Source organism: Alkalibacillus silvisoli, from assembly GCF_039521975.1.
In the GTDB taxonomy this organism is placed as follows: Bacteria; Bacillota; Bacilli; order Bacillales; family Alkalibacillaceae; genus Alkalibacillus; species Alkalibacillus silvisoli.
Genome location: NZ_BAAACZ010000029.1, coordinates 49401 through 63694, shown reverse-complemented (window position 1 = coordinate 63694; position 14294 = coordinate 49401). Strand labels below are relative to the sequence as shown.

At 36.0% G+C, this 14294-nt stretch carries 13 protein-coding genes; 1 reads left to right on the top strand and 12 read right to left on the bottom strand.

Annotated elements, in window-relative coordinates; genetic code table 11:
* Window positions 1–27: 27 nt before the first annotated feature.
* The 12 genes from ABDZ63_RS14585 to ABDZ63_RS14530 all read right to left on the bottom strand — a co-directional run bounded on the left by ABDZ63_RS14585 (window position 28) and on the right by ABDZ63_RS14530 (window position 12688).
* Complete coding sequence (locus tag ABDZ63_RS14585) at window positions 28–1809, bottom strand: methyl-accepting chemotaxis protein (RefSeq protein WP_343784751.1); 1782 nt, start codon at window positions 1807–1809, stop codon at window positions 28–30.
* Window positions 1810–2033: 224 nt separating this feature from the next.
* Complete coding sequence (locus ABDZ63_RS14580) at window positions 2034–3092, bottom strand: SpoVR family protein (RefSeq protein WP_343784749.1); 1059 nt, start codon at window positions 3090–3092, stop codon at window positions 2034–2036.
* 72 nt (window positions 3093–3164) lie between these two features.
* On the bottom strand, window positions 3165–3818 hold the full coding sequence (locus tag ABDZ63_RS14575; protein ID WP_343784747.1) for a YhcN/YlaJ family sporulation lipoprotein: 654 nt from the start codon (window positions 3816–3818) through the stop codon (window positions 3165–3167).
* Window positions 3819–3897: 79 nt separating this feature from the next.
* The gene (locus ABDZ63_RS14570; protein WP_343784745.1) at window positions 3898–4614 is read right to left on the bottom strand and encodes an ABC transporter ATP-binding protein; all 717 of its coding nucleotides are present in this window, start codon (window positions 4612–4614) and stop codon (window positions 3898–3900) included.
* A 14-nt stretch (window positions 4615–4628) separates the two neighbouring features.
* A complete protein-coding gene (locus tag ABDZ63_RS14565) occupies window positions 4629–5630 on the bottom strand; it encodes an ABC transporter permease (protein ID WP_343784743.1) in 1002 nt (333 codons plus the stop codon).
* On the bottom strand, window positions 5627–6802 hold the full coding sequence (locus ABDZ63_RS14560) for an ABC transporter permease (RefSeq protein ID WP_343784741.1): 1176 nt from the start codon (window positions 6800–6802) through the stop codon (window positions 5627–5629). The genes ABDZ63_RS14565 and ABDZ63_RS14560 overlap by 4 nt, the downstream gene beginning before the upstream one ends.
* Before the next feature lie 19 nt (window positions 6803–6821).
* Window positions 6822–8312, bottom strand: a complete 1491-nt coding sequence (locus tag ABDZ63_RS14555) for a hypothetical protein (protein ID WP_343784739.1) — start codon at window positions 8310–8312, stop codon at window positions 6822–6824.
* Between the two features lie 46 nt (window positions 8313–8358).
* Window positions 8359–8532 (bottom strand): hypothetical protein, encoded by a 174-nt coding sequence (locus ABDZ63_RS14550; RefSeq protein ID WP_343784737.1) that lies wholly within the window; start codon window positions 8530–8532, stop codon window positions 8359–8361.
* Window positions 8533–8618: 86 nt separating this feature from the next.
* Complete coding sequence (locus ABDZ63_RS14545; RefSeq protein WP_343784735.1) at window positions 8619–9932, bottom strand: anti-sigma factor domain-containing protein; 1314 nt, start codon at window positions 9930–9932, stop codon at window positions 8619–8621.
* Window positions 9932–10669, bottom strand: coding sequence for an RNA polymerase sigma-I factor (gene sigI / locus ABDZ63_RS14540; RefSeq protein WP_343784733.1), 738 nt, complete (start codon window positions 10667–10669; stop codon window positions 9932–9934). The genes ABDZ63_RS14545 and sigI overlap by 1 nt, the downstream gene beginning before the upstream one ends.
* A 57-nt stretch (window positions 10670–10726) precedes the next feature.
* Window positions 10727–11545: a S1C family serine protease gene (locus ABDZ63_RS14535; protein WP_343784731.1), complete on the bottom strand. Its 819-nt coding sequence runs from the start codon at window positions 11543–11545 to the stop codon at window positions 10727–10729.
* Window positions 11546–11677: 132 nt separating this feature from the next.
* Window positions 11678–12688, bottom strand: coding sequence for a TIGR00341 family protein (locus ABDZ63_RS14530; RefSeq protein WP_343784729.1), 1011 nt, complete (start codon window positions 12686–12688; stop codon window positions 11678–11680).
* A 99-nt stretch (window positions 12689–12787) separates the two neighbouring features.
* Here ABDZ63_RS14530 and ABDZ63_RS14525 point away from each other — a divergent pair, with 99 nt between their 5' ends.
* Window positions 12788–14287 (top strand): spore germination protein, encoded by a 1500-nt coding sequence (locus tag ABDZ63_RS14525; protein WP_343784727.1) that lies wholly within the window; start codon window positions 12788–12790, stop codon window positions 14285–14287.
* Window positions 14288–14294: the final 7 nt, after the last annotated feature.

Sequence of the window (14294 nt, the reverse complement as noted above, 5' to 3'; positions counted from 1 at the left end):
TATCTTTATACAGCCCCTTTTTTAATATTATAACTTAAACTTTTGAACTTGCCCATTTAATTGTTCGGCTAATTTTGTTAAATCATCTGCTGCACTTGTGATCTCTTCCATTGAACTGTTTGCCTGTTCAACTGATGCCGCTGTCTCTTCAACACCTGCAGCTGACTCTTCAGAAATCGATGCAATTTCCTCTACTGATTTGTTCATTTCTTGACTATCATTCATCACATCTTTTAGATTAGAAGTGATTTCTTGGATTTTACTAACAACATCACTAATCGATTCATTAATTTGGATAAATGTCTGTTGTGTGTTTTTAATTTGCTGAGACCCTTCTTCAACCCCTGCATAACCAGATTCTAAAGATTGGGTTACTTCTTTTGACTCGTTTTGAATCGAGTTAACAATTCCTGTGATGTCACCAACTGAATGGCTCACCTGCTCAGCTAACTTACGAACTTCATCTGCTACAACAGCAAATCCTTTTCCATGTTCACCTGCTCTTGCCGCTTCTATAGCTGCATTTAAAGCTAATAAATTAGTTTGTTCGGCAATATCCTCGATCACCTGTACAAGCTTTGAAATTTCATTTGATTGATGGTCTAGTCCTTTTACTTTCTGTACAGAATCTTCAACTAATGAATGAATTTGTTGCATTTGTGTAACTGACTGCGCCATCATGTCACGACCTTCATTAGCCATTGACAGCACTTCCTCTGAAGATTGAGAAACATTGTCGCCACTTTCATAAGAGTATTGCAATTTACTAAGTAGTTGCTCCATCATTTCAGATATGGAAGATGCACTTTGCGCTTGCGTTTCAGACCCTGATGATAACTCTTGCATAGTTGAAGCAATCTGTTCACTACCTTCACTAACTTCTTTAGCGGCTTGATTAACTAAGTTACCTTGACTTGTAACGGACTCTGAAGCATTTGATACACTTCCAATAATATTCTTTAGGTTAGCTTTCATTGCATTCATCGATTGAGCTAAACGACCAACTTCATCTTGTCCATTGTACGGGATATCATCTACAGTTAGGTCACCTTCAGAAATTTGGTCTGCAACCTTCACAACAGAATTAATACTCTTATTAACATTTCGGCTTATGATCGTTAAGAATATAATTGCAATAACAGCTGATGCAATTAGGCCGCCTATTAAGAATGCTTGTATTTGAAGCATGGCATTACGAGTATCAACTGCAGAAGCATTAAATTCCTCTACAACCATACCACGAAGTTCTTGAAGTGAATCAATCGCCTCACCTCTTATACTTGTAACTACTGCACGAGAGCTAAGTGCATCTTGTTCATCACGGTTACCTATTGCAGAAACTATGTCATCATTAACAATATGGGTGATTTCTTCATTTCTTTCTAAAACGTCATCTAACACAGCCGCTTGCTCTTCAGTTAAGCCAGACCGGACTTCAGATGCCAATTCAATAAACTGTTCATTTTGTTCTCGATATTCCGTTATGTAATTATTTGTTTTAAGTAAAACATAATCACCTATTGCAATATCCTTACTATTAAAGACAGAAGCCATTTCACCTACTGTAATCGCTTCTTCACTTAACTCAACTTGCTCGTTTATTGTTTGATCTGATAGGTATGCTTGAACAAACACTAAGCCTGAAGCAATTGAAAATAACAGTAAAGTTATAATAAAGACAAAACCGTATTTCTTACCAATTGACATGCTTAACAATTTGCTTTTTTTATTCTTTGGTCTATGTTCTCTTTTCTTCTTACCGTTTTTAATTTTCGGTAATTTTAGCTTTGATTGTTTGTCTTTTCCCAATGCTAATCCCCCTTAAGCCCAACAAGAATTCCCTATTTAGAGAATTTTCTTAAATCTATGTAATATTAATATTAGATTAGCACAGGTATCGACAAAAAACAACGCTATATCTACATAAATTTACATAAAATTTCGAACTTAATGCACCATACAATAGTCTTGGTACGCACTTTTCAAACAAACGAATTTAGTCCTTTTCTCTTATATGAAATATGTCATTTGGTCTAATTAAAGCTATTTTTCGGCTTAATATAGACGACAATATTAAATAGTTGCTTAAACTGATGCTTTAGGCGGTTCAAATCGTGTTTATTCACATTAGAATTCTCATATCGTAAAGTTAAATAGCCTGATGATTCGGTAATGGGGTGATCTACCTTAATTACAATTTTCCCGCCATATCTAGCTGCCTCGATTAAGTTCTCCTTCACTGTTAAATAACCATCATTGATCTGATTATACTTGCTTATGTATGAAATTTGTTCTTGTGTGTGTACTTCTTTACTATAATAATCCTTTATAAACTGATAATCTTGATATGGTTTCATAACGCGCCTTAGGCTGGCTTTGTTGACGTTCATCCACAATGACTGGCCTAATTGATATAGGTTTAAACCATACGGATAAGTCAGATACATTTCTACCTCACTAACAGCAACGCCCAAATTAAATAAATTGGCTTGTTTTAATAATGGAATTTGATGAAAAGTAGCCCAGCCTTCGTTCATTAATTTTGTTTTCTGAATCGACTCAAACAGTTTCACTTCCGCTGTAGCAAGCTCGATAAGTTGATATTGCCAATGCGATAACGCCAAATAGCCCATTAACCAGTCAATATCACTTCTACTCACATAAATGATGTTAAAGAGTTTCATTATTTCTGTTAAAAAGCCGTTAACTTGATTACGGCCTACTAATTCTATCGTTTTCTTTAATGCTTGGCGGTATTTATATAAGGATTTACTAAACTGATCTAACTGTTCATTTAAATAATTGTTATGCCAAAGAAAATCTGAGTGTCCGATTGCATGTGCTAATATAACCAAATTAAGTTCGTTGGTATTTTGATCATTAACATATATTGTTCGGTCCACTAAATCGTATAATTCTGCTATATAGGACGAAGGTGGTGGGCTTGTAGTTTGAGGTGTTAATCGTTTGCGGTAACCTTTTACTTGTAACATTTTTATTTCTTCATTTGTAACGTGTTTTATGTTAAATGGTTTAGGGGACAAATTTAAATACTTAGAAGCATCAAACAAAGCATCATAATACTTTAACACTGTTACACCCCTTCTTCTATATGAATTAAAAAAGATGGAGCCAACTTAAGGCCCCACCTTTATATCTTTAAATTAACGTTCTAAGTTAGGGAAAATACGACCTAACATCGCATTGAATTCTTCGAAGAATCCTTCGATTGGGTCCCCTTCGTTTACACGTTCAGTATAATCGTTAACCATATTAAAGAAGTCCGGGTTTGCAGATACATAAACATTATTTAAGTCTTGTTTTGTAGACTTAACAACATCAGAAACCTCTTCTTTTACTTCATCACTTAAATCATTAGTAGCATCGTCATTATTATCATTATGAAGTACAACTGCTACATATGCATTATTATCACCAGTCATAACATATGCCTGACTTACTTCATCAATCTGGTCTGTTACATCATCAGCTGCTTCTTCCGCAACATCAAAACGCATCATTCCATCTTGATTTCTGTTTTGATCAGTTGTACCAGTTCCCATACGGTCACCTTGACGATTTGGTGTGCCAGTCCCCATTTGATCGCCTTGACGATCTGCTTGGCCTTGACGATCTGTTACGTTCATCTGACCATCAAATTGGCCTTGTCCTTGACCCTGGCCTTGACCTTGACCTTGTTGTGTACCGTCTCCTTGTTGACCTGTTTGGTTGTCACCCATCATATTCGTATCATTAGGTTGACAAGCCGCCATTGTTAGAAATAAAACAACCGTCAACGGTAATACCCAAAAGCGCATATATAAAGCCTCCTTTCCTCCTTAATCTACTTTTAGTATGGAAGGAGAACTTGATTTATATGCTTGATCTAGCGTAAAGTTAATTGCCATTTTTTTCATAATCAAACTTTCTAAGCGCAAACATCTTTTTTAAAGCACTATCTTCAGATTGATAATCCATTTCTCTCTTTGAAATATCCTTTATTAAAAATTGATCCATTAACTTGCCATCTTGTAAAACCCACATCGTTTTGGCTAAATTATATATAACATGCCAATCATGACTTACGAAAACGATCGTAACACCTTGATTATTAAGCTTATTCAACCAAGTTAACATATCGTGTTTAAAAGCTAGGTCAACACCGACAAAAGCTTCATCTAAGAAAATCATCTCTGGTCGATGAATCACACCAACTGCAAGGTTTAACTTTCTGGCCATGCCACCACTTAATTCTTCAACTTTCTTATTCATTATACTGTTTAAATCTAATGCACTCGACATTTCATTAATAAAGGCTTGATCTTTTTGTTTGGTTAACTTTTGATAATACTTTAGATGATCCTTTACCGACATGTTCGGAAAAAGGGCTATTTGTTGCGGTATATAACCAACCGTTTTAGGAGTAGAAAGAGATATTTCACATTTTCCAGATGTCGGTTTTATTAAACTCGCCATTATTTTTAACAAAGTCGATTTACCCGCACCATTAGGCCCGAATAAACAAATACTCTCCCCACGCTCGACTCCAGCCGTTATTTTGTTTAATATTTCTTTATTCTTTTTGACATAATTAATATTCTGTAATTCCAGCATTAAATACTCTCCCTTTAACCTAACCAAAATGGGATAAACAACCCACTCCACCAGTTAGATTCAAGTATTTGCCAATCCACTAACATAAATAAAGCAACTGCTACAATTAAATAAGATAAAGTCACAGCTAAGAAAGCCTGTCTACTTCGCAATAAAATACTTAACATTAACAGCAATAAAGCTGAAACAAATGATATGATCACAAGCTTAGGTAAATTAGTTAGCCCGAGCGATTCTGGATTAAACCAAGAACTAAACATAACGATGATCGTGATTAATAAACTGACAGACACCGTGGTTATAATAAACCATGAGCCATAAAGTTTAACTTGACCATAGCGATAAATTGACAGCCGTTCAATTAATTGTTTGTCACGCCAATGTTCTATAAAAGAAGTTAAATAAATCATTAACAGCCATATATAACCCCAAATTAATAGTAGTGGATAAAGCGCTTCACTTCCTTCAGAATGATTAGTGCTCTCTCGGTAAGACTCATAATTCATTTGAAAGAGTGGTTCTGGTTCAAAATACCGCGAGCTATAATCATACACTTCTTGCCAATCGACTGTATGCATCTCATCTACGACAAGGTTGGCTGCTTCTTTACGAACAATATCTTCCATTAATGTTGAAGCCATATATTCTTTAAACAACCCGTCAACCAAGCTATTATCATACCGATACCAAGTAAAAAGCTCAGCAACATCACCATCTTGAACCTTCTTTGCTAATTGATCTTCAACAACGAAAATCGCCTCAACCTCACCCCGCGCTAAGGATTGTAAGTCTAATTCATCTTGTAGCTGAACATTAAATGGCTCAGGGTTGTCCATTTTTTCGATTAATTCATGAACTGCTGTTTGTTCATAAGGATCGACAACATGAACAGCTACTTGTAAGTCTTCAACCGTTTGATCAAATAATGGTACCACGACAAAAAAGACTAAAAGAGGCATTAACAAAAACATAAGCAACGTTGATTTTTTAAATAACATAGATTTCCACAATGTCATGATGATGTTTCTCCCCTTCTAGTAGCAAGCCGTAATAACACCAACAATACTAAAGCCATTAGAACAATCATACCCCATTCATATAATGGCGCGTTACCTTCATTAAATATATGATAAAAAGCCTCACTAACAGATTGAAGCCATTCAATTTGTAACCATTCCGGCAAGAAAGCAGCCGGCAACATTAATCCACTACTTAACAAAAACAATGCACTAAAAAGACTAAAAACAGTCAATGAGAAAGCTGGAACTTTTAAAAGATAATCTAATACGACATAAAGGAAAATAAATACTATAGCGACTAAAGACCACTGCACTAACATAATGCCAAAGCTAAACTCGAACCATATCGATGGCACTAATACACCAAAAAGCATTAAATAAATAAGGCTAAAAGTTATTAAATGTAATGATTGGCCTAAAGCCCTCTTCCAACTCGTTAAACGAATTAACGATAACCTTTCATTAATGCTACTCCATGTTTTCGGTTTAAATAAAAAGTTATAAAATAATAACGTTAATACATATAAAAGTGAAATAACAGCGACATAAGCTTGCTCTAGCCAAGACAGTGCGTTGATTTCAGTTAAATGTTGCTCATCAAATAGACTGTTTCTTCCTAACGATAATAAAGTAAAATGAACGGTCATCTGCTGGACAAAGTCACTCCGTTCATCGCCTTCTAATTGTGAACCAATAAAATAGTTAACTGTATTAACACCACTTTGGGCTGCAGTAATATAATCTTGACCACTCTGTAATAACAAATAGCCTAATTGCGAGGCGAAAGGTTGTCCTTCATTTAAATAAACATCAATCGGCTCATTAATTCCACTTCTTAATTGTGAAGTAAATCCTTCTGGCACACGAATAATCGCTGCAATGTTAGATTCATCAGTAAATGCCTCAACCTCACCATCGACTCGTATAAATTCAACATGTTCTTCTAAGGTTTCATCTCCTTCTAACTGCTGAATTAATGTTTCTGTTTCAAACGTTTGGTCCTCATCAATAACGACTAACTCAACCTCGTCCAACTCTGATTGGGCCGCTTGTAATACTAACATGCCAACTATGAAAACGAACGCTACCGGTAAACTTATAACAAATAATAAAAGAGCAGGCGACTTTAAGACACGCTTGAATTCAAATAAACTATAGTGAAAAATCATTTCCCCCCGCTCCCTTCATTTAAAACGGCCACAAATCACCCAACACATCATCTAACTGGCTAGAAAACCTTGACTCAATTTGTTCAATAAGTGGGACTATTTCTTCAAAAATGTCCTCATCTAACCAAGTAACCGTTTCTTCATCGATTTTTGTAATATTAACCTCATCCGCCAATTCAACATCTCTTTCAACTGAGAATTCCAATCCATCTACCGGAAAGTCATACCAATCTAAATCATCACGATTAAGGATTAAATTAACATAAGTATGATGGTTGCCCGTTTCACCTTCATAATGATATTCATTCGTCACTTTTCCTTGAAGAGGCTCTTGAATCATATCATCAGCTACAAATAATTCAAAATCGGTTTGTTTTCTGCCCTTTGTATAATTAGTTGCCCAGTCTAATCTAATGGCTTCATAAGCTTGGGCTGAAGCTATATCATCTTGAATAAATAGGGCATGATCAACATGAAACCCATTTTGAACTTCTTCACCTTGAGCCAAATACTGAAGGTCAAGTAGCTTTTCATGATTCACTTCATCAATTAAAACATTAATCATCGTTTCAAAATCATCATCTTTAAGGTCTGTCTCGATCAATAACTCAACATCAAATTGTCGTCCTTTGTAATCAACATTTCCTTTCAACTCACGCTTTTCCACCCATTCAGAAGTAAATCCAACTTGATAATGCACTTTATTAGAAAATGTCATATGACTTATTTCAGTTAATAGATCTTGACTCAAACCATCATCTTCCACAATTTGTTCTAATAGCTCTTCTAAAAAGTCATTCGCCTCTTGTTCACCAAGCTCTATCGTTAACTTATTTCGCTCTGAATCACCATTAACTCCTTGTTCCAACTGGTAATTTAACTGACTAATATACCGAACAAACATTAAACCATACTCAATTGTTTCACGACTCATCATTTCATTAACGGTCCAATGGTTTGCTGGTTCATACAACTTTGGCACATTTAAAGGAACCGCATTCAAAAAAGGCATATCAACTTGATTTTTAATGCCATAAGAATTTGGTAAGAGCCAATCAGCTTGTAATGCTATAAAAGATTCATTCTGATACAGTAATCCTTCTAGCAAATGGACCCCCATTGCTTCTATGTCATATTGATAAGCCACTTCATTCTGCTGTGGTGCTATTGTTCTAACCCCGTTAACCTCAGTCGATAATAACAAACTTCTAATCGTACTTAAGCGGTTTTCATCTGATTGTATATTACCTTTTGTAATAAATTCCGTTTCAGAAGGGCTATTCGCTAAAGCTTCACTTAGTTTCATTTCATCTTCTTGATGAGGCGTAATATATTCTTGTAACTGTTCAATTGTTTGTCTCTCCACTTCAGCATACTCAACCATTGGATGATTAAACAAAACGTTATATAAATAAATCCCAACGCAAATTAAAATAATAGCTAATACAATGATTAGTTTTTTAAGACGTGTATTGGTTAAGGAGTGGATTATTTCTTTAATGAGTTTCATCAGATTCTCCTCTAGATATATTGTTAATATTATACTATTAATTTCTTTAAGCGTTAAGCATCATAACAAAAGAGAAATTTGAGATAGTAAAAATTCCTAAGCGCTGATAAATTTCCGCGAGCGCTGATAAATTCTCTCGAGCGCTGATAAATCCACCCGAACGCTTATAAAATAATTCAACCAAATCGCACTGCCTCCCCAGAACTGCACCTTCACTCATCACTATACAACATCTCTTATTCATCACTTAACAAAGCCAAAATTAAAATCAAAAAAGACTGTAGATTCACCTACAGCCTCATAACCTTACTTAATTGTTTTATTTCGTTGTCCTGGGGGTACGAAGTCATCATCTTGTCCTGGTGGTACAAAGTCTGAATCTTTACCTGGAGGAGTTTTCCCGTTACCGTTCCCACCATTCCCAGGATGCTCCTCACCTGAACGTTTGCCTGGTGGACCATCTTCTCCGAAAACTGGATGATCATCATCAGACTTTTCTTCGTTTTGATCGCCATTGCCATTATTGTTGCTTTGGCTATTATTATTATCGCTATCGCTATTTTCATTTCCACTGTTTCCGTTATTATTCCCTTGACCTTGATTATTTCCCTGGTCATGATTCCTTTGACTTTGGTTATGTTCATTTTGATCGTTTTTATGTTCACTAGATTCTTGTTCACGATTATTCGAGGAATCGGAATCTCCCTCTCTATTACCCTTTATGTCACCAGAATCTTGCCCTTCTAATTCTTCAATGAGCTCTGTTAAACGATCTTCATCTATCTTTTTCTGTAAGTCAGGTGGTAACTCATCCCGGTTAGTACGATCTAAAAACCTTGCTAATACCCCTTCGATTCTTTCATCTTGGTTGGTTTTATGAATACTTTCATCATCGTCCACGCGTTGATGAACGACTTGTTCAGTTTTTTCGCCTTCATCCTCTTCACCATATAGTACTTCTGTTGCATACATGAGATTCATTGACGTGTTTTTTTTAGTTGCTTCTTCTCTTAAGTCTTCGGGTACTTCAAAGGATGCAATATTTATGTCTTCATCAAACTCACTTAATAATTGGCTAGATAATGAATATAATAATGGCTCTTCATCTTGTAATAGATGTTCGACATAACTAACACCAAGTAAAATATGGTGATCATCCTCTAAATAACCTAAGTCACGACTTAAATTGATCACATTTGATGATACCGCTTCAAGTGATCGTCCTTCAAATGAATCTAAATCTTCCAACAATTCACTTCCATTATTATTTAATGCCTCAGCACTTATGACATCATAGGATTCATCTATTACAAACTCAATGCTCGGGTTTATATCAAAATTAACATAAGCATAGGCATACGTCTGGCTACTGTTCATCCAAAAGTAAAGTGGGGCGATTAACGCCAAAGACAACACAACAGTTACTAGAGCCTTCCACCTATTTCGAGCTTGCAATATATTAAGAAAAGATAACACTCGAGATGTTTGTTCCACTGGTGTAAAAACAACTTCCTCACCAATGTAAGGATCATTTTCTAGTTGAGCTTTATAAAATGACCCATCTGATGTCAACATAATATGGTATCTTTTCTTTCGTTCAATGACAATGCCCTTATGCACTAACTCACCCCCTGGACATATTCTTTTAGATAAATAAAGTCTTCAACGAGTAAAACAAAGACAGCGAGAATATACTTTCGATTCCGTTCGATTGTCTTTTTACTCACATTAACATACGGTTCAATTTTCTTAATTGGTAATCGCTTTTTTGCTAAGACATACTCTCTAAACTCTTCATTCTCATAAACAAACCTGGCAACCTCTTTAGCAGACTCTTTAGCATCTTGGTGCTTAGGGGAGATTGATACTAATTCAGAAAAAGACAATTTAAACTCTTTTAACTTACGGTTGTATTCTTCAATCTCCATTTGTCGATACCAAGTCGCTTGATCTTGTTCAAAGGCATCTTTTGATACTTGTGATAGCCTCCAATTCTCTGTTGACTGCTCATCTTCATCATCTGATTGATCAAGCGGGACCGTTGTAATATAGGCAGATTCTTTTCTTATATAATCAATAACCTTACGTGTAATGACTAGTCGTGCAAAGGTTAAAAATGAACTACCTTTCTCTTCTGAATAAGAATCAATCGCCTCATTAAATGCCATTAACCCTACACTAAATTCATCATCTCTCTCGGTATCAATATATCGTTTACAAACCTTAGAAACAGAAGTCGCTATGAAAGGTTGATAGCTCGATAACAGATAATGACGGGCATCTTCATCCCCATCTTGAACAGCGCGCACCTGCTCCTCGAGGGGAACGTCTTGCTCATGTTTCAGACGTTGTAACACCCCTCATCACCCCCAACTAATTATATTTTTCGTAATCAAATTGTAATATTTGTCCGTTTAATTAAATTCCATATATTCATAAAAAGCGTCAATTGGAACCGCTAATCCGACACGTCCATGCTCATCATCATTTCTTGTTGCGTAAATGATGGCAATGACTTCTCCATCTTGGTTGATGACAGGACTACCACTATTGCCGCTATATATAGGTGCATCAAGCACTAATACATTAGAATCAATATTTAAAGCAGAACCTTCTCCAATAACCGTACCTTGATTAGCAATGCCACTAAACCCAAGCGGACTACCAATAAAATAAAACGGCTCACCTGTTCTATAGCTTGTCTCTTCAGCTAATGCTAACTTAGGAAAGTCACTGCCATCTAATTTCAATAAAGCTAAATCTATTTCAGGGTAGCTTTCTTCAACTGTAGCACCATAAGGACCATCATTATTAAAGTAGACCCATAATCTTTCACGTTCATCAATGACATGTTCATTCGTGATCACATAACCATCCTCAGAAATCGAGAACCCCGTACCTCGCCCTACACCTGTATCGATCGTTACAATTGACTCTCGGTAACTTTGCACATCTTCATCTACCATTAATTGTGCCGATGTTCTTAAGAAATCAATTGCCGGTATTGAAAACATAGCCGGTAAAGTAGCAGTAATATTAAAAAATAAAAAAGCAGCAATTAGCCAAAACATCCATTTCGGGAAAGGGCGTTTCGACTCCTGCTGTTCTTGCATTCTTTTATGACGAAGCCGTTCTTTTTCAGCATTTAATAACTCTTTTATCTCATCTTCATCAAGTTCTTCGTAAAGGTCCGTCTCATCTTCGGTCTCAAGACGTTTATGCTCATCAGTCATCCCTATTTCCCCTCATCCAACCCATAAGGTCTAACATTATTTGTTATATCATATCACTTCTCGTAAGACCTTACCATGAGTATTATACCAAAGGCCTTGTTAGACTTTAATAACAATAGAATTACAACCTTATTACATACTTAAAAATAATACGACTAAAAGTGTAATAAACAATAAGCCAACAATAATAAATGACAAGATTCTAGAGACATTGATCGTCACCTCTTCCATCCACTTAACAGGTCTAATCCCACTCACAAAAAAGATGATAATACCACTTAAAAAGATACATGTCACATTTGTTGTAATTAGTAAAAATGACCAATATGTATCGACCCAGAGCGCTTGTCCAATTGAAATCCCAAAAGTCACAGTTGGAGGAAGTAACGCCACTGCTACCATAACCCCAACCATTCCGCTTGAAACTCTATTTAATAATGCTAAGGCTCCAGCTGCACCTGAAGCGAGTGCAATAAATATATCTGCTATAGATACAGCTGTCCTTGATGTATATTGTGTCGTTTGAGTCCCTTCTTCAAAGAAATAACCAAATGAACTCGCAATGCCTATGATTATGACAAATCCCATTAATAAAGTTGCCAATGCTTGCCATAGCCTTCTAAGGTCTCCTAAGACAGCTGCAAACGATACTGAAATAGCCGGTCCAATTAATGGTGCAATCGCCATAGCTCCAATAACAACCGCTTCACTATCATTAACAAAACCACCTGCAGCGACAATCGCTGAAAAAATAATAAGTAACGTATAATTCATCGTCAGCTTACTTTTCTTTTCGATCATATGGGTTAACTCCTGTCTACTCGCTCTTAGTAGTTTTCCTTTATCTTTTTGGTCCTTCTCTTCTTTTTTTTCATCTTTCTCCCTTTCTTCAATCGTCTCTCTAGAAAAATAAGTATGAACAGGAAATAGAATCGTCTCAAACCCTTCTGACATACTCGATATAGCCTCTAAATAATCTAACACTTCTTCTACTTCATCTTCTGCAACAATCATACGCATTAAGACGCGATTATTAATCTCATATTCTTTCCAGACGCTCTCTTGTGAAAATTCATCTAAAGCCGGCTTGACATCTTCATACTTATGCTTTGGGATATAAACTTCAATTAGCTGCATACTCATTGTTCTCGCCTCTTTCCCCTTCCAAAGTTTCTCTTAGTATTTACATATTTTCACCAAACAATCGCATACTATGTTCAAACGTTTGTGAAGGAGTCATCTATGAAACGCCGATTTAAAAAATCAAGCTACTTTCCATGTAAATTAAATCAACTAGAGAGCGATTTAAAAGAACAATATTTTAACTCATCACCCGACTTATCATCTAAAACGCTTAATAAAGACGGGAAAAAATGCATCGTTATTTTCATTGATTATTTAGTAAACAGTGATAATTTATACGACCAAGTTGTAGACAAAATACAACAGACACCACAATGGGACAACCCATCAATTAAAAACAAAGTTCCTATTTCAGGGGCCCAAGAAAGAAGCGATATTAAATCGATAGGGGATGATTTACTAGAAGGTGGCGCTTGCGTTTACGTTGAAGGTGAGAAGAGCTGTCTCACCTTTATGATTCCTCGAGTAGAAAAGCGAGACCCAGAACGAGCAGAAACTGAATCACTTATTTTCGGCCCACAAATCGCATTTACTGAATCGCTTGATACAAACTTAAACATTATTCATAAGCGAATGGATACAAGCTCACTTAAAGTTGAGAAGTTCGTTGTCGGCGATACCGTTCCTACTGAAGTACGAATTGTTTATTTAGAAGACGTAGCCAATGAAGATAATGTACAAGAATTAAAAGACCGGCTTGAATCGTTAAAAATCGACGATGCCATGGAGGCCTCTGTATTAACCCAATTTATAGAGGACAATTCCTATTCGATCTTCCCTCAATTTCTCTCAACAGAATTGCCAGATCGATTCTGCTATTCACTGAAAGAAGGAAAATTAGGCATATTAGTTGATAAAAGCCCATCTGGAGTTATAGCACCAGTATCATTCTTTAGTTTTTTCGAAACAACTGAAGACTTATATACAAGATGGAACATGGGTTCATTCACACGTATGTTACGTATCATCGCTATGGTTTTATCTATAACATTAACACCAACTTATGTAGCGGCACTAACTTATCATTATGAGATCATACCTGATGCCTTACTCGTTTCACTCGGACACTCAAGAACAAGAGTTCCATTTCCCCCCTTGCTTGAAGCTCTTATATTAGAATTTCTTATAGAACTCATTCGTGAGGCTGGGGCTAGGTTGCCGACTAAGGTCGGTCAGACAATGGGTATTGTTGGAGGAATCGTAGTTGGACAAGCTGTTGTACAAGCCGGATTTACGAGTAACATTCTAATTATTATCGTTGCTTTAAGTGCATTAGCATCATTCACTGCCCCTAGTTACTTAATGGGGTCTGCAATTCGTATTATTCGCTTTCCACTGATCATCTTTGCTGGTTTATGGGGCTTTATTGGAATCGTAGCTAGCTTTGCCTTTATAGCAATTCATCTAATTAAACAGCGTTCTTTAAACAGACCATACTTTGTACCATTTTATCCATTTCAACCAAGAGACATTGATAATTCAATTATTCGCTTACCGTTCTTACACAGTAATAAACGAGCTTATTCTAATAACCCTAAACAAGTTCAACGTTTCCCTAAACCAAAAAAACCTAAAAACAATGATATTGATGAAGAATAGGTGCTAT

Excerpts from the sequence above, each read along its gene's own strand:
- ABDZ63_RS14575 (WP_343784747.1), bottom strand. The coding sequence starts at position 3,818 with ATGCGCTTTTGGGTATTACCGTTGACGGTTGTTTTATTTCTAACAATG.
- ABDZ63_RS14570 (WP_343784745.1), bottom strand. The coding sequence starts at position 4,614 with ATGCTGGAATTACAGAATATTAATTATGTCAAAAAGAATAAAGAAATA.
- ABDZ63_RS14565 (WP_343784743.1), bottom strand. The coding sequence starts at position 5,630 with ATGACATTGTGGAAATCTATGTTATTTAAAAAATCAACGTTGCTTATG.
- ABDZ63_RS14560 (WP_343784741.1), bottom strand. The coding sequence starts at position 6,802 with ATGATTTTTCACTATAGTTTATTTGAATTCAAGCGTGTCTTAAAGTCG.
- ABDZ63_RS14555 (WP_343784739.1), bottom strand. The coding sequence starts at position 8,312 with ATGAAACTCATTAAAGAAATAATCCACTCCTTAACCAATACACGTCTT.
- ABDZ63_RS14550 (WP_343784737.1), bottom strand. The coding sequence starts at position 8,532 with ATGAGTGAAGGTGCAGTTCTGGGGAGGCAGTGCGATTTGGTTGAATTA.
- ABDZ63_RS14535 (WP_343784731.1), bottom strand. The coding sequence starts at position 11,545 with ATGACTGATGAGCATAAACGTCTTGAGACCGAAGATGAGACGGACCTT.
- ABDZ63_RS14530 (WP_343784729.1), bottom strand. The coding sequence starts at position 12,688 with ATGAGTATGCAGCTAATTGAAGTTTATATCCCAAAGCATAAGTATGAA.
- ABDZ63_RS14525 (WP_343784727.1), top strand. The coding sequence starts at position 12,788 with ATGAAACGCCGATTTAAAAAATCAAGCTACTTTCCATGTAAATTAAAT.